The sequence below is a fragment of the Mesorhizobium sp. B2-8-5 genome (assembly GCF_006440675.2).
In the GTDB taxonomy this organism is placed as follows: domain Bacteria; phylum Pseudomonadota; class Alphaproteobacteria; order Rhizobiales; family Rhizobiaceae; genus Mesorhizobium.
Genome location: NZ_CP083951.1, coordinates 3,452,286 through 3,475,063, shown reverse-complemented (window position 1 = coordinate 3,475,063; position 22,778 = coordinate 3,452,286). Strand labels below are relative to the sequence as shown.

The window sequence follows — 22,778 nt, the reverse complement described above, 5'->3', positions numbered from 1 at the left end:
CGGCGACGGTTACTTGATGCGGGCCGCACCGCCCGAAATTTCGACCGTTTCCGAGCCGGTCAGGGCTTCGAGGTCGCCATTGGGCAGGGTGACGAAGCAGCCGTTCGAGCAGAATTCCACCGTCTCGCCGGCGGCAAGCGTCAGCTCGCTCTTGGCGCCGCCTTCGGTCACGACCAGGGTCCGCGTCTGAGCGTCCCTGTTGATCGCGCTGGCGGCGAAAGCCGAACCGCCCAGAGCCAGCAAAGCGATGGCGGCAACGACAGACTTCCACATTGCATTTCCGGTGTTCACACACCGCCTCTGTTCAAATTTGCAAGGCATTCTCGCCCTTTGCATCGAAGCTTATATGAGATGTTACCTGAACCGCAACTGAATGCCGCATTCATGCCACAATCGGTTTCGGCGCCGGATGAGCGCAGCTTGCGTGGTCTGCAGGCCGGCCCCACCCGAATATTGGTGCACCTTAACTAGGATCGGGCTTGCGGCCCTTGCGCTTCATCTTGGCCAGCCGCTCCCGCTCTGCCGCGGCTTCCGCCTCCAGCCTCTGGCGCTCGGCGAATTCGGCCTCGATCTTGTCGTCGTCGATCGGCCAGGCCTCGTGCTTCTTCGTTTCGACCACGGCGCGCGGCGTCGAGGGTATCTCGATCCGCTCCTCCTCGAAGATATCGAAGATGGCGAAGCGGATGTCGTTCTGCACGACGCTGCCGTTCATGATGTCGGCGACGAAAACGCGGATTTCGAATTCGAGCGCGGCCGCCCCGAAATTGGCGAAGAGAACGAACGGCTCGGGATTCTTCAGCACCATCGGATGGGCGCGCGCAATGTCCATCAGGATGGCATGGACGCGCTTGACGTCGCTGCCATAGGCGACGCCGACCTTGATGTCGATGCGCCCGAGCTTGTTGCGATGCGTCCAGTTGCCGACCGCATTGTTGATCAGGTTCGAGTTGGGCAGGATCACCGCCTGGCGCTGAAAGGTCTCGATCTCCGTGGCGCGCACGCTGATCTTGCGCACCGTGCCGCTGACGTCGCCCGCGACGATCCAGTCGCCGACCTTGAACGGCCGCTCTGCAAGCAGGATCAGGCCCGAAACGAAATTCGACACGACGTTCTGCAGGCCGAAGCCGATACCCAGCGAAAGCGCGCCGGCAACCAGCGCGAGATTGGAAAGATCGATGCCCGCGGCCGAGATGCCGACCAGGCCGGCAATCGCCACGCCGGCATAGCCGACGCCAAGCCGGATCGAATTGCGCACGCCGGCATCGACCTTGCCGCGCGCCATCACCGAGCCATCCAGCCAGCCCTGGAACCAGCGCGTCAGGAAATAGCCGATGACGAAGACCACGATACCGCTGAGGATGCCGAGGAAGGAGATGGTCACCGAACCGATCGAGACCCCTGTCGCGAGCTTGTAGGCCCAGGCCTCGATATCGCCGGGCTGGAAGCCCCACATCAAAAGGATCAGCGGCAGGAACACCAGCACGATCATCAGGTTGATGGCGATGCTGACCACCAGGCCGAGCTGATCGAGGGCGGTATCCTCGTAGCTGGAATTTTCCGAAAGCCATCGCCCGACCGAAGTGTCGGCGAAACCACCCTCCTCCCCGATCGCACGTGCCGACAGGAAGCCGATATAGGCCGTCACCAGAACGGTGCCGGTCACCACGACCTGGAACGAGACGAAAAGTGCCAGGCCGATATAGCCGAGCAGTGCCGCCGCGATGGTGAACAGGCCGAGCCCGATGGCGATGAAACGAAGCCAGGCCGGCCAGGGGCGCCATGAGCCGTCGGCGGCCCTGAAAGGCCGCAGCAACCCCATCAGGATGAGGATGACGCCGACGATGATGGTGGCGACAAAGCCCCTGGCGATCGTCAGCGAAAGCGGCGAACCCATCTTCTCGTTGACGACCGACAGGAAGTAATTGAACCCGAGCACCAGCGCCATGGCCGTCGTCAGCCCGACGAGCCAGCGCGCCGGACCGGTCGCGACCGGGATCAGCCGCCAGTTGGGCAGGCGCGGTTCGAGCGCCGCGTTGGTAAGCCGGTTGACGCAGAACACCATGCCAATCACCGTCAGCAAGGCATTGAGGAACGTGCCGATATCGCCCCGCAGCACATTGTAATAATTGAAGAAAAACACCGCCGAGGCGAAGAAGACGCCGAGCGCCAGGGTCGGCAGCAGCGTCGACCAGAAGGCCACCGACAGGCGGCTGAGATAGGACGGATCCTCGACGGTCGGGTCGGCCTCGAATATGCGGCCGAACAGGCGCCTGCCGCCGATCAACAGCACCGCCGCCAGCGCCAGCGCCATCAGCGTCGCCGCGAGGATCGCCTGGAACTTGAACCTGACGGCGAAGCTCAGCCACGACGACACCGACTTGTAGAGGCCCGAGAACTGGTCGTGCGCGTCGGAAAAGGCCTGCGGGCTCAGCGCCTCGGTCAGGTCATAGTGCTTGGTGATGACGCTGCGGAAAAGCTCGCTGCGCATGACGGCGATCTTGTCGACCAGCCCGTTGACGCGGATCGACAGGTTTTGCGCGCTGGCGACGACCGCGTTGATCTGAGCCTTTTCCGAGGAGAGCGCGCTGCGCTCGTTGTTGACGATCGCCGGCTCGGCAGGTTGCCCCTGCGCCGGTGGCAAGCCGAGCACCTCGACGCGGTTGTTGATGTCGGTGAGGCGCTGCCGAAATGCCAGCGCGCTGTTCAGCGCCGCCCGCGAAATATCCTCGAGCTGCAACCGGATGTCGACCAGCCCCGCATCGTCCTCATCGGGGTCGCCTAATTTCTTCTCCAGGCCGTCGGTCTTGGCCGTCAGGTCCTGGATGGCCTTGGTCTGGTCGGCGATGAGCTGCGACGAGCCATGGCCGATCGCCTGCGCCGACGCCTCCAGCGCCGGCTGCCCGAAGACAGCGACGATGACGACGACCAGGATCAGGCGCAGCAGGCGGAAAAACATGAGTTGTTGGCGACTCGCGGTCGAAAAATCCTCGAAATTTCCGCCCTTGATAAAGACCGACATATCGGGCGGCAAGCCGTCCCGACCGCATCGGCGGGAGTCGGCCTGTCGAAAAGCGATGGCGCAATCTTGGCTTTGCGCTTCCCGCCTGCTCTATAGTCTGCCGCTCGCATCATAAGGACGATAGGAAGAATGGCGGAATATTCAGCCTTCTCGCTGCTCAAGAACGCTCTGACCGGCAACAAGGATTGGAAGCCCGCCTGGCGCAAGCCGGACCCCAAGGCTTCCTATGACGTGATCGTCATCGGCGGCGGCGGCCACGGCCTCTCGACCGCCTATTATCTTGCCAAGGAACACGGCATCACCAATGTCGCGGTGCTGGAAAAGGGCTGGCTCGGCTCCGGCAATGTCGGCCGCAACACCACGGCGGTGCGTTCCAACTATCTCTTGCCGCAGAACACCCGCTTCTACGAACATTCGATGAAGCTGTGGGAGAACCTTTCGCACGACCTCAACTACAACGTCATGTTCTCGCAGCGCGGCTGCCTCAACCTCGCGCATACGCCCGCCCAGCTCGACGATTATGCCAGGCGCGGCAACGCCATGCGGCATCTCGGCGTCGACGCTGAACTGATGAGCGTCGACCGGATCAAGCGGCTTGTGCCGGCGCTGGACGTCTCGGGTTCGGCGCGCTTCCCGGTTCTTGGCGGGCTGATGCAGCCGCGCGCCGGCACCGCCCGGCACGACGCGGTCGCGTGGGGCTATGCGCGCGGCGCCGACCGGCGCGGCGTCGACATCATCGAAAATTGCGAGGTTACCGGCTTCCTGCGCGACGGCGGCCGCATCACCGGCGTTTCGACGACGCGCGGCGAAATCCGCGCCAAGAAGGTCGCGCTTGCGGTTGCCGGCAGCACCGGCCAGGTCATGCAGCTTGCCGGCATTTCGCACATGCCGATCGAAAGCCACGTGCTCCAGGCCTTCGTCTCGGAATCGCTGAAGCCCATCGTCGACACCGTTCTCACCTTCGGCATGGGCCATTTCTACATTTCGCAATCCGACAAGGGCGGCCTCGTTTATGGCGGCGACCTCGATGGCTACAACAGCTACGCCCAGCGCGGCAGCCTGCCGATTGTCGACGAGGTGATGAGCGAAATGCTGGCGCTGTTCCCCGGCCTGGCCCGCGTGCGCATGCTGCGCTCCTGGGGCGGGCTGTGCGACATGACGATGGACGGCTCGCCGATCATCACCACCGGTCCGCTGCCGGGCATGTATCTCAATTGCGGCTGGTGCTACGGCGGCTTCAAGGCGACGCCCGCGTCGGGCTGGTGCTTTGCCTACACGATTGCCAAGGACGAGCCGCACGAGTTCAACGCGTCCTTCACGCTCGACCGCTTCTATCGTGGCCTGATCATCGACGACAAAGGCCAGGGCGCGAACCCGCGGCTGCATTAGGGTTTTGAAAGAGAATGCTTATCACCTGTCCCTATTGCGGGCCGCGCGACGTCATCGAATTCACCTACCAGGGCGACGGTAACCGCGAGCGGCCGCAGCCGGCCTCGCAGAACCTCGACGCCTGGAACGCCTATGTCTACGACCGGCTGAACCCGGCCGGCGATCACAACGAGATCTGGCAGCATTCCGGCGGCTGCCGCGCGCATCTGAGGGTCGTGCGCAACACCATCACGCATGAGATCCTGAGCACCGCCTTCGCTCGTGGCGGCCACAAGGCGGGGGGCCGCTCGTGAGCCCTCGCCGCACGGAGACCGGCGGCCGGATCGACCGGCTGCGCACCATCCGCTTCACCTTCGACGGCGCGCCTTACACCGGCCATGCCGGCGACACGCTGGCCTCGGCGCTGCTCGCCAACGGCGTGACGCTGTTCGGCCGCTCCTTCAAATATCACCGCCCGCGCGGTCTGCTTGCCGCCGGCGTCGAGGAGCCGAACGCGCTGGTGACGGTGCTGCGCGGCGCAGTGCGCGAGCCGAACATCCCGGCCACCATGGTCGAGATCTATGACGGTCTCGTCGCCGTCAGCCAGAACCGCACGCCTTCGCTTGCCTGGGATGTAAGCGCGATCAACCAGCTCGGCGGCAAGATCCTGTCGGCCGGCTTCTACTACAAGACCTTCATGGGGCCGGTGATCGGCCCGCTGAAGGGCACGCGCTTCTGGATGTTCTGCGAGCATTTCATCCGTCGCGCCGCCGGCCTCGGCAAGGCTGGCACCGCGCCCGATCCGGCGCGCTACGAGCGCATGAACGCTTTTTGCGACGTGCTGGTCGTCGGCTCCGGTCCGGCCGGCCTGATGGCGGCAAAAGCCGCCGCCGACCAGGGCGCCCGCGTCATCCTCGCCGATCTCGAAGCCAACTTCGGCGGCTCCGCCAACTGGTCGGGCGAAACCATCGACGACATGCCTGCCGCCGACTGGGCCCAGCGCACCGTTGGCCAGCTCGAAGGCAACGACAATGTCCGCCTTTTGCCGCGCACGACGGTGTGGGGTTATTACGACGGCAACACGCTGGCCGCGCTCGAACGCGTGACCGATCACAAGGAAGTGGGCGCCAAGGGTGAGCCGCGCCAGCGCTACTGGGCGATCCGCGCAGGCACCGTGGTTCTCGCCACCGGCTCCTTCGAGCGGCCGCTGGTGTTCCCGGGCAACGACCGTCCCGGCGTCATGCTGGCGCATGCGGCGGAACGCTACGCAGTTGAATATGGCGTGCTGCCGGGACAGCGCATCGCGCTCTTCACCAACAACGACAGCGCCTACCGCTCGGCCCTCGCCTTGAAGAAGGCCGGCGCCGCGATCGTTGCCATCGTCGATGTCCGAAGCGACGTCTCGAACGACATGCGCCGGCTGGCGAGCGAAGCCGAGGCCGAGCTGCTGGACGGCCATGCCGTGGTTGCGACCGAGGGCGGCAAGGGCCTCACCGGCCTCAAGGTGCAGCGCTTCGACGCCACGAGCGGTGCGCTGAGCGGCGACGAACGCAGCATCCATGCCGACAGCCTTCTGATGTCCGGCGGCTGGTCGCCGACCATCCATCTTGCCAGCCAGGCCGGAGCGAAGGCCGAATGGAACCCGGCCCGGCAGGCTTTCCTGCCACCGAAGCCGACGCAGCGCTGGCCAAATCAGCAATGGATTGGCGCCGGCGCCTTCACCGGCAGTTTTTCGACTGCTGAAGCCATCGCCGAAGGCCGCGCGGCCGGCCTTCAGGCGGCTGGCGGTGCAGCGTCATCCGCTCCCCTGCCCGTCGTCGAGGCGGCCCCCGGCGATCCCGACCCGGCGCCGGTCTTCGAGATCAAGGCCAAGGGCAAGAGCTTTGTCGACTTCCAGCACGACGTGACCGCCGAGGACGTGCGGCTGGCGCATCGCGAAGGCTTCGTCTCGGTCGAGCATCTGAAGCGCTACACCACGCTCGGCATGGCGACCGACCAGGGCAAGAACTCCAATGTGCCTGGCCTTGCCATCATGGCCGAGGCGCTCGGCAAGCCGATCCCCGAAGTCGGCACGACGCGCTTCCGCCCGCCTTACACGGCGGTGTCGATCGGCTCCTTGGCCGCCGAGCGCTTCGGCGACCTCAAGCCCGAACGGCTGACGCCGATGCATGACTGGCACCTTGCCAATGGCGCGAGGATGTATTCGGCCGGCCTCTGGTACCGCCCGATGATCTACGGCCTTGCCGGCGAGACGGTCGAGCAGGCCTATGTCCGCGAAGCGAAAGCGACACGCGAAAGCGCCGGCATCGTCGACGTCTCGACACTGGGCAAGATCGCCGTGCAAGGGCCCGACGCGGCCGAGTTCCTCGACCGCGTCTACACCAACATGTTTTCCACACTCGCGGTCGGCAAGGCCCGCTACGGCCTGATGCTGCGCGAGGATGGGCTTGCCTTCGACGACGGCACCACCTGGCGGCTTGGCGAGCAGGAATTCCTGATGACCACCACCACCGCCAATGCCGGCAAGGTGATGCAGCATCTGGAATATTTCCTCGACGTCATCTGGCCGGAGCTGAAGGTCACCGTCACCTCCGTCACCGACGAATGGGCGGGCGCGGCGATCGGTGGACCGAACGCGCGCGCCATCCTTGCCTCCTGCGTCACCGGCACCGCCGTCGACAACGCCAGCCTGCCCTTCATGGGCATCGTCCACGGCCGGATCGCGGGCGTCCCAGTGATGATCTGCCGGCTGTCCTTCTCCGGCGAAATGGCGTTCGAGGTCTATTCCGGCGCCGGCTACGGCACCCGCGTCTGGGAAGCCTTGATCGAGGCCGGCAAGCCTTTCGGCCTGGTCACCTACGGGCTCGAGGCGCTGGGCACGATGCGCATCGAGAAGGGCCATGTCACCGGCGCCGAGATCGACGGCCGCACCACCGCGCGCGATCTCCACCTCGACTGGATGCTGTCGAAGAAGAAGCCCTTCATCGGCTCTGCCATGATGGACCGTGAAGGCCTGATCGCGCCTGACCGGCACGAACTGGTCGGCCTGATCGCCCTCGACAACCGGCCGCTCAACGGCGGCGGACACATCGTCGAGGAACTGGACGAAGCCAATCCGCACGACTCGCTTGGTCACATCACCGCCTGCTGCTATTCGCCGGCGCTGGGCAAATATATCGCGCTGGCTTTGGTCAAGGGCGGCAAGGCGCGTCACGGAACCCGCGCGTTCGTCTCGGATCCGCTGCGCAACCGGTTCGGGCCGATCGAGATCGTCTCCAACCACTTCTACGATCCGGACGGGAGCCGCATGCATGGCTGAGCACCAGTTGCCCGAACGCCAATCGCCGCTCGAGCCGGACTATCATCCGGGGTCGCACGGCAATTTCGAACATGGCGTCGATGTCATCCTGTCTGAGACGCGGCCGGGCTCTATCCTGCAGCTCGCCGCATGGCCGGGCGAAGAGAAGCGGCTGATCGAAATTGTCCGCAAGGTCACCGGGCTCGCGCTGCCCGACGGCGCCGGCGGTGGCGCGAGCAACGGCGCCCGCGCCGTTTTCGGCTTCGCGCCGGGGAAATTCACCGTGGTGGACGAGGCCGAAGGCCTGGCTCAGGCCTTTGCCGGATCGATCACGCCGGCCATCGGCACACTGACGGACCTTTCGCACGGCCGCACCGCGATCCGCATCGCCGGCCCGAAGGCCGAATGGGTGATGGCGAAATTCTTCGCCATCGACTTCGCCTTGCCGGCCTTCCCGCTCGGCGCTGGACGTTCGACCAACCATCACGACGTCTTCGCGCAGATCCAGCGCACAGGCGCCGACCAGTTCGACATCTACGTCTTCCGCTCTTTCGCGCGCTCGTTCTGGAAGGCTTTGTGCCACGCCTCGGAGGAGGTCGGTTACGAAGTGCAATAGCCCGGCGCGGCAAGATCAGGAATGGTCCAGCCGGCATCTGGCACTACGGACGATTACAACTGCTGCTTGAGCGTTGGGCCAGCAGGGACGATAGATAGGAATCATCGGCGTTTGCCAGGGCAAACGTCCGCTCAGGCAACCAGTTCGACCATACTCTTCCATGACTGTTGAGACTTCGGCGACGGCCACGACCCGCTTTGCTCCGGCGGGGGGTCCGTCGATGCTGTTGCCGGCGACGGTCGCCTGCGGCGTGTTCATGACCAGCCTCGACCAGAATGTCGTGGTTACCGCGCTGCCCGGCATCGGCGAGAGCCTCGATCGCCCGCCAAGCCAGCTTGGCCTGCTGATCACGGTCTACGTCGCGAGCCTCATCGTCACCATGCCGCTCGGCGGCTGGTTGGCCGACCGCTTCGGCCTGCGCAACGTCTATTGCTTCGCGCTGCTCGTCTTTGCTGGCGCCTCGGCCCTGTGCGGCCTTTCGGAAAACATCTGGATGCTGGTCGGCTCGCGCGCCTTGCAAGGCTGCGGCGGCGCGCTGATGGGCACGCTTGGCCAGGTCGTGATCCTGTCGAGCTTCCCGCGCGACCGCACGCTGAAGATCAACATGTATATCTCGCTGGCCGGCCAATCCGGGCCGCTTGTCGGCCCGCTCGTCGGCGGCGCGCTCACCACTTACGTCTCCTGGCGCTGGATCTTCTACATCAACATCCCGATCGCGCTGACCGCCGCGATGCTGGCCGCCTCCATGTTTCCCACGACGACCAAGCCGGTCCGCACCCCATTCGATTTTCCGGGCTTCCTGCTTGTCGGCAGCGGCATGGGGCTGCTGGTCTTCGGCATGGATTCGCTTGCCGCCAAGGATGCCGCAAGCAGTCTCATCGGCATCGAGCTTGGCCTGGCGATCGTCATCCTGACGGTTGCCGCCTTCTATTGCCTGCGCGCCCGCAACCCGCTGCTCGATCTCAACCTGCTGCGCATCCGCACCTTCCGCATCTCCTTCCTCACCGGCGGCGCCCTCGACACGATCGGCCTGAGCTCGGTGGTTTTCCTGCTGCCGCTGATGTTCCAGCTCGGCTTCGGCATGAGCGCCGTGCAGGCCGGATCGCTGACCTTCGTCGCCGCGATCGGGTCGTTGATGATGCGCTTTTTCATGCCGCGCCTGTTGAACCGCTTCGGTTTCAGGCGCGTGCTGGTCACCAACACGCCGATCGTCGCCTTGCTGGTCGCGGGCTTTGCCCTGATGCAGGAGAGCCTGCCGGCCTGGATCGTCCTGGCCTACATCTTCGCCTTCGGCGTCTTCCGTTCGGTGCAATGGGCCTCGACCGGCAACCTTTCCTATTCGGACATCGCGCCGGAGCAGCTCGCGCGCTTCAGCGCGCTCTATTATATCTTGTGGCAGCTTGCGGTGGCGATCAGCGTCGGCCTCGCCGCTGCGCTGCTGTCGCTGCTTGCCGGCGGCGGCAAGGCCAGCGTCAACGACTATCGCATCCTGTTCGTCATCGAAGGGCTGATCACGCTTTGCGCGCTGTCGGCTTATCTCAGGCTGACGCCGCAGGACGGCGCCCATGTCAGCGGGCACGGCGCGCATATGAGCACCGATTAGCCGACCGAGAAACTCGGCGCCACTATTCCGCGAAGCTTACCCAGTCCTCGAGCGGCGCGCGGTCGGTGCGGAACTCGTTTTCGGGCTTCGACGTGTCCTCATAGCCGAGCGCCATGCCGCAGACGACGATCTCCTCGTCGGGAATACCGAGCACCGGCCTGATCTGGCGGTGATAGGGCGCGAAGGCCGCCTGCGGGCAGGTATGCAGCCCCCTGCCCCGCGCCGCCACCATGATGTTCTGCAGGAACATGCCGTAGTCGATCCACGACCCCTGGTTCAATCGCCGGTCGATCGTGAAGATCATGCCGACCGGCGCGTCGAAGAAGATGAAGTTGCGGTCGTGCTGGGCGCGCATCCTGTCGACCTCGCGGCGGCCGATGCCCAGCACGCCATAGAGCCCGAAGCCGTTGGCGCGGCGGCGCGTGAGGTATGGTTCGAAGAACTGGTCGGGATAGTAGCGGTACTCGTCCCACTCCGCCTTTTCGGCGCGGATGCCGGAATTGAGGATGGCGTCGCTGATGCGCTGCTTGACCTCGCCCTTGGTCACATAGACGCGCCAGGGCTGCATGTTGGTGCCGGACGGCGCGCGCGCGGCGACGGCCAGGATCGCGCGGATCGTGTCGTCATCGACCATATCGGGCAGGAAGGCGCGCACCGACCGGCGCGACATGATCGCCTCATCGACGATCTCCGCATCCGACGCGATCCGGATGTTCTTCTCAAGCATGGGTCGTCCCTTTCGGCATGGCCAGAAACCCGCAACCCGGTTTCCTTAACGACCATCCGCAGACTATAAGCTAAAACTGGTCCCCGACCGGACGCCCCACTCGCCGCTCGTGCGCGAGCCTTTGCATCAACCGCCGAAAACGCGCAAGCAAATCTTGTGGCCTATGAAAATCTCCTTGATTTTTTCATGGTTTTACCCTCTCATGAAATTTATCCAGATTTTTTCACGAGCAACCTTTGACCCCGACCGCGACCAAATCGGAGCAGGACAATGGCGACCGGCTGCTGGCCGGCGACATCCGTGCGCTCCGCAAGGTGCGCGGCCTCACGCTTGCTGAAATCGCGCTCAAGTTAGGCCGTTCGGTCGGTTGGGTCAGCCAGGTCGAGCGCGGCCTCTCGGTTCCTTCGCTCGGCGACCTCAGAGCATTCGCCAGCCTCTTCGATGTTCCGATCAGCCTGTTCTTCAGCCATGATGTCCCTGTCGAGCAGGAGCGCGGCGTGGTCGTGCGCGCCGGCAGCCGCCGTTCGCTTGGCACAAATGAATCCGGCCTGGTGGAGGAGCTTCTGTCGCCCGACCTCGGCGGTAGCTTCGAGATGCTGCGCTCGGTCTTCGCGCCGGGCGCGGAGCTGAAGACCGAAGCGCGCCGCCCGACGGAAGAAGCAGGCTATATCGCGTCGGGCACGTTCGAGATCGAGATCGACGGCGTCTGGCATCGTCTCGGCGAAGGCGATTCGTTCCGCTTCGAGGGCAAGCCGTTCCGCTGGCGCAATCCTGGCGTCGAGGCAGCGGTCGTCATTTGGGTGGTTTCACCGCCTGTCTATTGAACATTGCATGCCGCCCAAAAGTGCCCAGCGGTTTTGGGACAACGGCATGCATCAACAGGAAGCAAAGCGCGACGTTTCGCGCTTTGAGTTGGAGGAAGAACATGGCGGGTTTGCCGACCACGGCACGCGTGGTGATCATCGGGGGCGGTGTCGTCGGCTGCTCATCGCTCTACCACCTCTGCAAGGCCGGCTGGACCGATTGCGTGCTTCTGGAAAAGAACGAGCTGACCTCCGGCTCGACCTGGCATGCCGCCGGCAACGTGCCGACCTTTTCCTCGTCGTGGTCGCTGATGAACATGCAGCGCTATTCGACCGAGCTTTACCGGGGTCTGGCCGAAGCGGTCGACTATCCGATGAACTACCATGTCACCGGCTCGCTCCGGCTTGCTCATAGCAATGAGCGCATGCAGGAATTCCAGCGCGCCAAGGGCATGGGCCGCTACCAAGGCATGGACATCGACGTCGTCGGCCTCGACGAGATCAAGCGCCGCTACCCCTTCATCGAGACGCATGAGCTGAAGGGTGCGCTCTACGATCCGAGCGACGGCGACATCGACCCGGCGCAGCTGACCCAGGCGCTCGCCAAGGGCGCGCGCGACATGGGCGCGAAAATCATCCGCTTCTGCCCGGTCACCCGCGTGCGCCGCGAGAACGGCGAATGGGTGGTTACCACCCCACAGGGCGAAATCCGCTGCGAGATCGTCATCAACGCGGCCGGCTACCGCGCCGCCGAGGTTGGAAAGATGTTCGGCCGCGAAGTGCCGATGATGGTGATGAGCCATCAGTACATATTGTTCGAGGAAATCCCCGAACTCGCCGCATGGTCGAAGGAACAGGGCAAGAAACTGCCGTTGCTGCGCGACGTCGACACCTCCTACTACCTGCGCCAGGAAAAGACCGGCATGAATCTCGGCCCCTATGAGCGCAATTGTCGGGCGCATTGGGCGGCCCACAACGATCCGATGCCGGAGGATTTTTCCTTCCAGCTTTTCCCGGACGATCTAGACCGCCTCGAGCACTACCTCGCCGATGCCGTCGCCCGCGTGCCGATCCTCGGCACCGCTGGTCTCTCCAAGGTGATCAACGGACCGATCCCCTACGCGCCGGACGGCAACCCGCTGATCGGCCCGATGCCCGGCGTGCCGAATGCCTTCGAGGCCTGCGTCTTCACCTTCGGCATCGCGCAAGGCGGCGGCGCCGGCAAGGTGCTGGCCGAGTGGGTCACCGAGGGCCAGACCGAATGGGACATGTGGTCCTGCGATCCGCGCCGGTTCACGAGCTTTGCCTCGGCCCCCGACTATTGCGTCGCCAAGGGCATGGAAATCTATGGCAACGAATACGCCATCCAGTTCCCGCGTCATGCCTGGCCGGAGGGGCGCAACCGCAAGCTTTCGCCGCTGCATGAGCGCATCAAGGCGCTGGGCGGCCAGTTCGACGCCTATAATGGCTGGGAGCGCGCCACCTGGTATGCGAAGCCCGGCGACGACACATCGGAAGATGCCACGCTCACCTTCCGCCGCGAAGGTCCGTGGCACCGCGCGGTGCGCGAAGAATGCCTGGCGGTGCGCGATGCCGCCGGCATCCTCGACCTGCCCGGCTTCTCGCGCTTCAACCTCGAAGGTCCGGGCGCGGCTGACTGGCTGGCAAGGCAGGTCACCGGCCTGGTGCCGAAGCCTGGCCGCATCGGCCTCGTCTATTTCGCCGATGACAAGGGCCGCATCGTCACCGAAATGTCGGTGCTACGCCATGGCGAGGACCAGATGACGTTGATCACCGCGGCGGTCGCGCAGTGGCACGATTTCGAATGGCTGAAGTCGCGCATGCCCGCCGACGCAGCCTTCACGCTGACCGATCGGACGGAGGAATACTCGACCCAGATCCTCGCCGGACCGAACTCGCGCAAGATCCTGGCCGACGTCTGCGACGCGGATCTCTCGCTGCCCTGGCTGACGCATCAGGAAACGACCATCGCCGGACGCTGGGCGAAACTGGTGCGCGTCTCCTTCGCCGGCGAGCTTGGCTGGGAGATCCACACCAAGGTCGCCGACACGACGGCCGTCTTCGATGCCGTCTGGGCCGCCGGCCAGAGGCACGGGCTGAAACCCTTCGGCATGTATGCGCTGGATTCGCTGCGGCTGGAGAAAGGCTACCGCGCCTGGAAGGGCGATCTCTCGACCGACTATTCGATCCTGCAGGGCGGCCTGGAGCGCTTCGTCAAATGGGACAAGCCCGACTTTTGCGGCAAGGCGGCTTTGCTCAATGAAAAGCAGCAGGGCGTGACGAAGCGTTTCGTCACGCTGGTCGTCGAAAATCCCAGCGATTGCGACGCGCCCTATATGTCGACGCTCTGGCACGGCGGCAGCATCGTCGGCGAGACGACGTCGGGCGGCTGGGGCCACCGCGTCGGCAAGTCGATTGCGCTTGGCATGCTGCGCGCCGATCTCACGCAACCGGGCACGGCCATCGAAATCGAGATTTTTGGCGATCGCTTCAAGGCCGTCGTCCAGAACGACGAGCCGCTGTGGGATCCGAAGAATGAGAGGTTGCGGGCATGACCTCCGTCATCCTCACCGATGGCGGCATGGGCCAGGAACTGGTTCGGCGCAGCAGGTCCGAGCCGACGCCGTTGTGGTCGGCCAGGGTGCTGATCGACGAACCGGACCTGGTGCGCGACCTGCACGCGGAATTCATCCGTGCCGGCGCACGTGTCATCACCATCAACACCTATTCGGCAACGCCGGAACGCCTGGCGCGCGAGGGCGCCGAAGATCTGTTCAAGCCGTTGCAGAAGCGCGGCATCGAACTGGCGAGGCAGGCTCGCGACGAAGCGGGCGACGCAGCCATAGCCGGCTGCCTGTCGCCTCTGTTCGGAAGCTACGCGCCGGCGCTGACCATCTCCTTCGAAGAGACGCTCGATATCTATCGCCGCATCGTCGCCGAGCAGGCCGACAGCGTCGATCTGTTCCTGTGCGAGACGATGGCTTCCGCCGAGGAGGCCCGCGTGGCCGTCACCGCGGCATCCGAAAGCGGCAAGCCCGTATGGGTTTCGTGGACATTGGCCGACCACGGCACGCCCCGCCTGCGCAGCGGCGAAACCATTGCTGCCGCCGTCAACGCTCTCGACGACCTGCCGGTCGCGGCCCGGCTGCTCAACTGCTGCCGGCCCGAAGCCATCGCCGCCGCCTTGCCCGAACTCGTTGCCCTGGAAGGACAGGTGGGTGCCTATGCCAACGGCTTCACTTCGGTCGAGGCATTGAAGCATGGCGGGACGGTCGAGGTGCTGCACGCCCGCCATGATCTCGATCCGCAAGCCTATGCCGACCAGGCCATCGGCTGGGTCGATGCCGGCGCCGGCATTGTCGGCGGCTGCTGCGAGGTCGGCCCCGCCCATATCGCCGCCCTGCGTGACAAGCTCACGCGGGCCGGCCACCAGATTTCGGGAGTTTCCTGATGCCAAAGCCGTCAAAGCGCATTACTGCCATCGTGCCTTCCGGCAAGGATGGTTGGGAGGTTCATTTCGCCGCCTGGAATCGCAAGCAGGCCGGCGAAGACATCATCGTGCTCTCGGTCGGCGACCATGATTTCGACACGCCGTCTGAAACGATCGAGGCTTGCGTGACCGCCGTGCGCGGCAGCAACCATCACTACACGCCGCTGCCTGGCCTACCGCGCCTGCGCAAGGCGATGGCCGCCGCCGCGACCGCTTGCGCCGGCATCCTCACGGAACCCGACGAGGTCATCGCCACGCCTGGCGGCCAGGCAGCGCTTTACGCTGCCGTGCAAGGCGTGCTCGACCCTGGCGACCACGCCATCGTCGTCGCGCCCTATTACGCCACCTATCCCAACACCTTCAGCGCCGCGGGCGCCAGCTTCACCGTGGTCGAGACGCCCGCCGAAGATGGATTTCAACCCCGCGCGGAGATGATCCGCGCCGCGCTCAAGCCCAACACCCGCGCCATCCTGATCAACACGCCGAACAATCCGACGGGCGCCGTCTACTCGCGCGAACGGCTCGAGCAACTGGCCGAAATCTGCAAGGAGCATGATCTCTGGCTGCTGTCGGACGAGGTCTATTGGACGCTTGGCAGCGGCGAGCATATCTCGCCGCGTTCGCTGCCCGGCATGGCCGAGCGTACGCTGGTCATCAACTCCATGTCGAAAAGCCACGGCATGACCGGTTGGCGCATGGGCTGGCTGACCGGGCCGAAAGCGATGATCGCGCTGATGACCGACCTCAATCTGGTCACGACCTATGGCCTGCCGGCCTTCATTTCGATCGCCTGCGCCGAGGCGTTGGAGAACCACTATGGCGTGAAGGACATCGCCGAACGCTATGCCGCGCGACGCACCGTCTTCCTCGATGCCATACGCGGCGCCAATGAAGTCACCGTGCGCGGCTCCGAAGGCGGCATGTACATCATGCTCGATGTCTCCGCCGTCGAGCCCGACGACGAGAAATTCGCCTGGGCGCTGCTCGACAAGGAAAAGGTCGGCGTCATGCCCGGATCGAGCTTCGGCGAAGCCGCCGCCGGGCACATCCGCATCAGCCTCTGCCAGCCCGAACCCATCCTCAAGGAAGCAGCGCTTCGCGTGCGCCGCTTCGCCTCCAACTACGGCCGCGAGGCAGCATGACCAAGGCCATCCCCAGTAAGGCCCGCGCCGTCATCATCGGCGGCGGCGTCTCCGGCTGCTCGGTCGCCTATCACCTAGCCAAGCTCGGCTGGACCGACATTGTACTCTTGGAGCGCAAGCAGCTCACCAGCGGCACCACCTGGCATGCGGCCGGACTGATCGGCCAGTTGCGCGGCTCGCAGAACATGACGCGGCTGGCGAAATACTCGGCCGACCTCTACGTCAAGCTCGAAGCCGAGACCGAGGTCGGCACCGGCATGCGCCAGGTCGGCTCGATCACCGTCGCGCTGACCGAAGAGCGCAAGCACGAGATCTATCGGCAGGCATCGCTCGCCCGCGCCTTCGATGTCGACGTGCGCGAGATTTCGCCGAGCGAAGTCAAGGAGATGTACCCGCATCTCAATGTCTCGGACGTGGTCGGCGCGGTGCATTTGCCGCTCGACGGCCAGTGCGATCCGGCCAACATCGCCATGGCGCTGGCCAAGGGCGCGCGCCAGCGCGGCGCGACGATCATCGAGAATGTCAAGGTCACCAAGGTCCATACCAAGAACGGCCACGTCTCCGGCGTCTCCTGGACGCAGGGCGAAGAGCAAGGCACGATCGAAACCGACATCGTCGTCAACTGCGCCGGCATGTGGGCGCGCGAGCTTGGCCGGCAGAACGGCGTCACCATCCCGCTGCATGCCTGCGAGCATTTCTATCTCGTCACCGAGCCGATCCCCGGCCTCTCGCGCCTGCCGGTGCTGCGTGTGCCGGACGAGTGCGCCTACTACAAGGAGGACGCCGGCAAGATGATGCTCGGCGCCTTCGAGCCGGTGGCGAAGCCCTGGGGCATGGACGGCATCCGCGAGGATTTCTGCTTCGATCAGTTGCCCGAGGACATGGATCATTTCGAGCCGATCCTCGAAATGGGCGTCAACCGCATGCCGATGCTGGGCACCGCCGGCATCCACACCTTCTTCAACGGTCCAGAGAGTTTTACCCCCGACGATCGCTACTATCTCGGCGAGGCGCCGGAACTTGCCGGCTACTGGATGGCGACCGGCTACAATTCGATCGGCATCGTCTCCTCGGGCGGCGCCGGCATGGCGCTGGCGCAATGGATCAACGACGGCGAGGCGCCCTTCGACCTTTGGGAAGTCGACATCCGCCGCGCCCAGCCCTTCCAGAAGAACCGCCGCTATCTCAAGGAGCGCGTGTCGGAAACGCTCGGCCTGCTCTACGCCGACCATTTCCCCTATCGCCAGATGGCGACCTCGCGCGGTGTGCGCCGCTCGCCTTTGCATGAACATTTGAAGGCGCGCGGCGCCGTCTTCGGCGAGGTGGCGGGCTGGGAGCGCGCCAACTGGTTCGCGCGCGATGGCCAGGAGCGCGAATACCGCTATTCGTGGAAGCGGCAGAACTGGTTCGATAACCAACGCGAGGAGCATCTGGCCGTGCGCAACGGCGTCGGCCTGTTCGACATGACCTCCTTCGGCAAGATCCGCGTCGAAGGCCGCGATGCCTGCGCGTTCCTGCAGCGGCTTTGCGCCAACGACATGGACGTTGCTCCCGGCAAGATCGTCTACACGCAGATGCTCAACCAGCGCGGCGGCATCGAGAGCGACCTCACCGTGACGCGGCTGTCGGAGACGGCCTATTTCCTCGTCGTGCCGGGCGCCACCTTGCAGCGCGACCTTGCCTGGCTGCGCAAGCATGTCGCCGACGAATTCGTCGTCATCACCGACGTGACCGCCGCCGAAGCCGTCATCTGCCTGATGGGACCGGAAGCGCGAAACCTGATCCGGAAGGTCAGCCCGAACGATTTTTCCAACGAAGCCAATCCGTTTGGCACTTTCCAGGAGATCGAGATCGGCATGGGCCTCGCCCGAGCGCATCGCGTCACCTATGTCGGCGAGCTCGGCTGGGAACTCTACGTCTCGACGGAGCAGGCCGCCCATGTCTTCGAGGCGATCGCTGAAGCCGGCGCCGATATCGGCCTGAAGCTTTGCGGCTTGCATACGCTCGATTCCTGCCGCATCGAAAAGGCCTTCCGCCATTTCGGCCACGACATCACCGACGAGGACAATGTGCTGGAGGCCGGCCTTGGCTTTGCCGTCAAGACGAGCAAAGCCGGCTTTATCGGCCGCGACGCGGTGCTCAGGAAGAAGGAAGCCGGCCTATCACGCCGGCTGGTGCAGTTCCGCCTGAAAGACCCTGAGCCCCTGCTCTTCCACAACGAGGCGATCCTGCGCGACGGCAAGATCGTCGGCCCGATCACCTCCGGCAATTACGGCCACCATCTCGGCGGCGCGATCGGCCTGGGTTACGTGCCGTGCGAGGGCGAAAGCGAGGCGGACGTGCTTGCCTCATCCTACGAGGTCGAGATCGCCGGTGAGCGCTTCGCGGCGGAGGCGTCGTTGAAGCCGATGTACGATCCTAAGGCGGAACGGGTAAGGATGTAGCGCCACCTTCCCTTCGCCCCGTTTACGGGGAGAAGGTGCCCGAAGGGCGGATGAGGGGTAAGCGCCAAGTTCTGCAAGTGAAGCGCCGCCCCTCATCTGCCTGCCGGCATCTTCTCCCCGTTGAACGGGGAGAAGGACGCTAATCTTAAAACCGCTCCAGCCTCGCCCTCACTTTGCCCAAAAACGCCGCCCGGCTCTTCGGCGTCGAGGAATCCATCAGATAGTGGGCGAGAAAAAACGTCCTGCAGCGCGTGGCGCAGAGCGCCCGCATGCCGCGCAGGATGGTCTTGCGGCCGGGCTGGCCAACGACCACGCTCCACCAGGTCGGCGCGCCGCAAGTGGTGATGACGCCGACCTTGGTGACATGCGTCATCAGCGACTTGATGCGGCCCTTTCCGGCCGGCAGCTGGAAGGCGATGTCGGTCGCCCAGACCCGATCGAACCAGCCCTTCAGCATCGCCGGCAGGCCGTACCACCAGGTCGGATAGATGAAGAGGATCGCCTGCGCCCATTTCAGATGCTCGAAATGCGGCTTGAGCGACGGGTCTTCCGGCGCCCGGTCGTTGTAGAAGCGCCGCTCCTCGCAGCTCATCACCGGGTCGAAATTCTCGGCATAGAGGTCGAGCAATCTTACATCGCAACCCTTTGCCTTCAGCACCTCGACGGCAGTATCGCGGATCGCCGCGCAATAGCTCTCCGGCACCGGATGGCAATAGACCACCAGCACGCGCATCAGAAGGCGTCCATCGTGGCGGCGACCTTCGCCATGAAGGCGTCGCGCGTCTCGTCGGTGGAGAGGTTCATCGAATAATGCGCGAGATAGGAGACGGAAGCGCCGGGCTTGATCGTGGCCCGCAGCATGCGCTTGACGATCTTGCGCGGCGGGTCGCCCATCAGCATGGCGCGAAAACGGCTGCCGCCATAGGTGGTGATGGCCGCCATTTTACGGATATTGTGCAGCGTCGGCCGCACCTTGCCGTCGACCAGCTTGAACGACACGCCGGGCAGGAAGACCCGGTCGAAAAAGCCCTTCAGGATCGCCGGATAACCGTAATTCCAGACCGGGAAAGACAGCACCAGCGCTTCTGCATTCCGCAGCCTTTCGACATAGGGGGCGACCGGGTCGTCCGGCCCGCGCGGGTCGTGGTAGCCGAGCCGCTCGGCGCGCGTCAGCCGCGGATCGAAATCCTCTGCGTAGAGGTCGCAATCGTCGACAGCATGACCCGCCGCGGCGAGCCGCTCGACGATCGTCCGGTGCAGGCCGGCGTTGAAGCTGGTCTCCACCGGATGAGCGAAGAGCACGAGGATCTTCACGGGACAACGTCCCGAACGTCAGCGCGAGGCACCCCCCTCTGCCCTGCCGGACATCTCCCCCGCAAGGGGGGAGATCGGACTGCCGCATCGCTTTCGCCAATTATCAGCGTGGCAGGTTGGCCGCAGCGCTCAAGCTGCCAATCTCCCCCCTTGCGGGGGAGATTTCCGGTAGGACAGAGGGGGGTGTTCAAGCGCAAACCTCTCCTCACCCGGCTCCCTGCAGCCCCTTGAACAGGAACGGCTTGCCGGAGCGGTAGTCGTAGCCGGGATTCTCCCAGGCGATCATCTTGCCCGGGTTGAGGAGGCCTTGCGGATCGGTATCGCGCTTGAAGGCAAGCTGCACGTCATCGGTCCGCTTCATGCCGCCTTCCTCCAGCGTGTAGCGGTGCGGGTTAAAAATCCAGCAGCCATTGTCCTCATGGATGCGAATGATCTCGTCGAGCCTTTCTTCTGTGGTGTAGCGCACCAGCGGCAGGCCTGCGACGCCGATGGCGCCGTCGAAGCGGATGAATTCCAAATGCGCCGGCACCTCGTCGCCGAAACGGTCGACCATCGCCTTGACATGGGCGAGATGGTCCGGCGACGGATAGCGCGTCTGCAGATAGGTGATCGTCGGATCGACCCGGATCGCCCGCAGCGTCGTGTGGTTCCAGGTCAGCTCATAGGCCGGCGGCAGCCCCTTGATATCGGCCCCTTGGTCGGCCCGGAACACGATCTCGCCCTTGCCGCTGCGCACGAATGCGATAAAGGCGTCCATCGCGTGCGGCGCGATCATGCACACCACGATGCTCTGCTCGCGCCGGAAGAATTTCTGGTGCCGTTTGAAATAGTCGTAAGGGATGGGCGCGGCGATCGGTGTGATCAGCTTGGCCAAAATGCCGTCCTGAACGGCGAGATCGTTGCCGAAACCGGCCGCATCCATGAAATCGTCGAAGCCGACGATGACGTCGATCCAATCGTAGGAGGCCGTCAGCGGCATCTCGACCTCGGTGATGATGCCGTTGGTGCCATAGGCGTGCATGACCTTGAGCACGTCGTCGCCGGTCAGTTCCATGACGCGCGGCTCGGCCTCCATCGTCACGGTCCGCAGGCGAATGACGTTGCCGAGGTCGCGCAAGCCGCCCCAGCGGATCGAGCCGACGCCGCCCGAACCGCCGGCGACGAAGCCACCAATGGAAGCAGTATTGTAGGTCGAAGGCGACATGCGCAGTTCCTGGCCGGAATGCGCCCGCGTCGCCTTATCGATGTCGGCCAGCACCGCGCCAGGTCCAGTCACCACGCGCCCCGGCGCGATCGTCTTGATCTCGTTCATCTCGGCAAGGTTGAGCACCACGCCGCCCGACAGCGGCATCGCCTGCCCGTAATTGCCGGTGCCGCTGCCGCGCGGCGTCACCGGGACGCCGTGCTTGTGGCACGCGGCAAGCACGCGAATGACTTCGTCCTCGTTCTTCGGCGTGACGATCAGGTCGCCTTTGACGTGATCGAGCTGCGCCTTCAGAACCGGGCTGTACCAGTAGAAGTCGCGGCTCTTCTGCTGGACGATGGCCGGATGGTCGTCGACCTTGATCCCGTCGAGATCGCGCTTCAGCACTGCGATATCCATCATCCCACCATCAGTTCGTCGAGTTCGGCATAGTCGGGCAATTGGCGTTCGATCGCCCTGCCCTCGCGCACCACGATGCGATCTGATTCGGGCCGCGACAGCAATTCGGTCCAGTTGCGGCCTTTGAAGACGATGAAGTCGGCGCTGCCTCCGGCAGCGAGCACGCCGGCGCCGTCGAGCCGCATCACCTCGGCCGGCGTCGCCGCCACCGCCCTAGGCCAGTCGCCGACCGGATGATCGAAATGCAGGATGCGAGTCGCCATGCGGTAGACTTCCAGCATGTCGAGATCGCCATAGGCATAGAATGGATCGCGTGTGTTGTCGGATGCGACCGCCGCCTTGATGCCGCGCGCCTTCATCTCGTGCAGCAGCGTCACGCCGCGCCAGCGCGGCGTCGTCTCGTTGTTGCGGCGATCCTGCAGATAGAGGTTGCACATCGGCAGCGACACAACGGCGAGCCCTGCCTTGGCCACCTTGTCCAGCGTGTCGAGCACCTCGAGGTCAGGCTGGCGTGCCAGCGAACAGCAATGGCCGACCAGGATGTTGCCCTCGAAACCGTTCCACAGCGAAGCCTCGGCGATCTTCTTCAAAGAGATGGCCGCGACATCGTCGGTTTCGTCGGCATGGAAATCGAGATCGAGCCCATGCTTGATCGCCTGGGCGAAAACCTGGTCGAGCAGTTCCTCGAGATCGGGCACCATATAGGTGACGACGCCAAGCACCCCCTTGGCCACGGCGACGCGTTTCGCCAATTTCTCGAACCATTTCTTGTCGCGCACGCCTTCGATGCCGAGCAGGCAGGCGGCCTGCAACTCTATCCGCCCGCGCCATCTCTCCCGCATCGTTTCGAACACCGGCCAGGAGATCTCCTCTTGCGGCGGCACGCTGTCGAGATGCGTGCGCACGGCCTTGGTGCCATGCGCATAGGCTGAGCGCAGCGAGAAATCCATGCGGCGCGCGACGTCCTCGGCGCTCCAGCGCGCGGCGCGGTCGGCGCCGGTGGCATTGAGCGCGCCCATGAAGGTGCCGTCGGGATTGGGCTTTCGCGGCCAGATATGGCCCTTGTCGATATGGGTGTGGCAGTCGACGAAGCAGGGCAGCACGATGCGGCCGGCAAGGTCGATCGCGTCGGCCGGGAGCTTCGATTTGCCATGCGAGGCAATGCTGGAGATCTTGCCGTCGGCGACAGATATGTCGGCAAGCGCGAAGCCGTCGCTGTCGAAGGCCGCGGCGAGGCCGGGCGTCAGTGATGCATGCAGCCGGACATTGGCAAGCCGGTATGACGCTTTGTCTGGAATCAACTGCAGCTCCCTTGGGTGACGAGACGAAC

At 64.6% G+C, this 22,778-nt stretch carries 17 protein-coding genes; 10 read left to right on the top strand and 7 right to left on the bottom strand.

Going from position 1 to position 22,778, the window contains the following annotated elements:
• Nucleotides 1-9 precede the first annotated feature (9 nt).
• Together FJ430_RS16785 and FJ430_RS16780 are read right to left on the bottom strand one after the other, a co-directional pair.
• Nucleotides 10-273, bottom strand: coding sequence for a hypothetical protein (locus tag FJ430_RS16785; protein WP_027167119.1), 264 nt, complete (start codon nt 271-273; stop codon nt 10-12).
• A gap of 190 nt (nt 274-463) precedes the next feature.
• Nucleotides 464-2,956: a mechanosensitive ion channel family protein gene (locus FJ430_RS16780; protein ID WP_140705620.1), complete on the bottom strand. Its 2,493-nt coding sequence runs from the start codon at nt 2,954-2,956 to the stop codon at nt 464-466.
• 192 nt (nt 2,957-3,148) lie between these two features.
• Here FJ430_RS16780 and FJ430_RS16775 point away from each other — a divergent pair, with 192 nt between their 5' ends.
• From FJ430_RS16775 to FJ430_RS16755, 5 genes are all read left to right on the top strand, one after another.
• Nucleotides 3,149-4,408, top strand: a complete 1,260-nt coding sequence (locus FJ430_RS16775; protein WP_140646632.1) for a sarcosine oxidase subunit beta — start codon at nt 3,149-3,151, stop codon at nt 4,406-4,408.
• A 14-nt stretch (nt 4,409-4,422) separates the two neighbouring features.
• Complete coding sequence (locus tag FJ430_RS16770) at nt 4,423-4,701, top strand: sarcosine oxidase subunit delta (RefSeq protein WP_140646633.1); 279 nt, start codon at nt 4,423-4,425, stop codon at nt 4,699-4,701.
• The gene (locus tag FJ430_RS16765; RefSeq protein ID WP_140705622.1) at nt 4,698-7,706 is read left to right on the top strand and encodes a sarcosine oxidase subunit alpha; all 3,009 of its coding nucleotides are present in this window, start codon (nt 4,698-4,700) and stop codon (nt 7,704-7,706) included. Before FJ430_RS16770 ends, FJ430_RS16765 begins: the two co-directional genes overlap by 4 nt.
• Nucleotides 7,707-7,713: 7 nt before the next feature.
• Nucleotides 7,714-8,301 carry a sarcosine oxidase subunit gamma family protein gene (gene soxG / locus FJ430_RS16760; RefSeq protein ID WP_140646683.1) on the top strand — a complete coding sequence of 196 codons (588 nt, stop codon included), beginning with the start codon at nt 7,714-7,716 and terminating at the stop codon, nt 8,299-8,301.
• A gap of 160 nt (nt 8,302-8,461) precedes the next feature.
• Nucleotides 8,462-9,904: an MFS transporter gene (locus FJ430_RS16755; RefSeq protein WP_140705624.1), complete on the top strand. Its 1,443-nt coding sequence runs from the start codon at nt 8,462-8,464 to the stop codon at nt 9,902-9,904.
• 22 nt (nt 9,905-9,926) lie between these two features.
• Here FJ430_RS16755 and FJ430_RS16750 read toward each other — a convergent pair whose 3' ends face one another.
• Complete coding sequence (locus FJ430_RS16750) at nt 9,927-10,631, bottom strand: nitroreductase (RefSeq protein WP_140646639.1); 705 nt, start codon at nt 10,629-10,631, stop codon at nt 9,927-9,929.
• Between the two features lie 281 nt (nt 10,632-10,912).
• Here FJ430_RS16750 and FJ430_RS16745 point away from each other — a divergent pair, with 281 nt between their 5' ends.
• From FJ430_RS16745 to FJ430_RS16725, 5 genes are all read left to right on the top strand, one after another.
• Nucleotides 10,913-11,455, top strand: a complete 543-nt coding sequence (locus FJ430_RS16745; RefSeq protein ID WP_140705992.1) for an XRE family transcriptional regulator — start codon at nt 10,913-10,915, stop codon at nt 11,453-11,455.
• Nucleotides 11,456-11,556: 101 nt separating this feature from the next.
• Nucleotides 11,557-14,010 carry a GcvT family protein gene (locus FJ430_RS16740; protein ID WP_140705626.1) on the top strand — a complete coding sequence of 818 codons (2,454 nt, stop codon included), beginning with the start codon at nt 11,557-11,559 and terminating at the stop codon, nt 14,008-14,010.
• The gene (locus tag FJ430_RS16735; RefSeq protein WP_140705628.1) at nt 14,007-14,906 is read left to right on the top strand and encodes a homocysteine S-methyltransferase family protein; all 900 of its coding nucleotides are present in this window, start codon (nt 14,007-14,009) and stop codon (nt 14,904-14,906) included. Before FJ430_RS16740 ends, FJ430_RS16735 begins: the two co-directional genes overlap by 4 nt.
• The gene (locus FJ430_RS16730) at nt 14,906-16,087 is read left to right on the top strand and encodes a pyridoxal phosphate-dependent aminotransferase (RefSeq protein ID WP_140705630.1); all 1,182 of its coding nucleotides are present in this window, start codon (nt 14,906-14,908) and stop codon (nt 16,085-16,087) included. The genes FJ430_RS16735 and FJ430_RS16730 overlap by 1 nt, the downstream gene beginning before the upstream one ends.
• Complete coding sequence (locus FJ430_RS16725) at nt 16,084-18,531, top strand: GcvT family protein (protein ID WP_140705632.1); 2,448 nt, start codon at nt 16,084-16,086, stop codon at nt 18,529-18,531. Before FJ430_RS16730 ends, FJ430_RS16725 begins: the two co-directional genes overlap by 4 nt.
• Nucleotides 18,532-18,676: 145 nt before the next feature.
• On the opposite strand, the gene FJ430_RS16720 is transcribed toward FJ430_RS16725, so the two are convergent.
• The 4 genes from FJ430_RS16720 to FJ430_RS16705 all read right to left on the bottom strand — a co-directional run bounded on the left by FJ430_RS16720 (nt 18,677) and on the right by FJ430_RS16705 (nt 22,749).
• Nucleotides 18,677-19,264: an NAD(P)H-dependent oxidoreductase gene (locus FJ430_RS16720; protein WP_140705635.1), complete on the bottom strand. Its 588-nt coding sequence runs from the start codon at nt 19,262-19,264 to the stop codon at nt 18,677-18,679.
• Complete coding sequence (locus FJ430_RS16715; protein WP_140646647.1) at nt 19,264-19,845, bottom strand: NAD(P)H-dependent oxidoreductase; 582 nt, start codon at nt 19,843-19,845, stop codon at nt 19,264-19,266. The genes FJ430_RS16720 and FJ430_RS16715 overlap by 1 nt, the downstream gene beginning before the upstream one ends.
• A 205-nt stretch (nt 19,846-20,050) precedes the next feature.
• Entirely contained in the window at nt 20,051-21,448 is a 1,398-nt protein-coding gene (locus FJ430_RS16710) for an FAD-binding oxidoreductase (RefSeq protein WP_140705994.1), read from the bottom strand.
• Entirely contained in the window at nt 21,448-22,749 is a 1,302-nt protein-coding gene (locus tag FJ430_RS16705) for a cytosine deaminase (RefSeq protein ID WP_140705637.1), read from the bottom strand. Before FJ430_RS16705 ends, FJ430_RS16710 begins: the two co-directional genes overlap by 1 nt.
• Nucleotides 22,750-22,778: the final 29 nt, after the last annotated feature.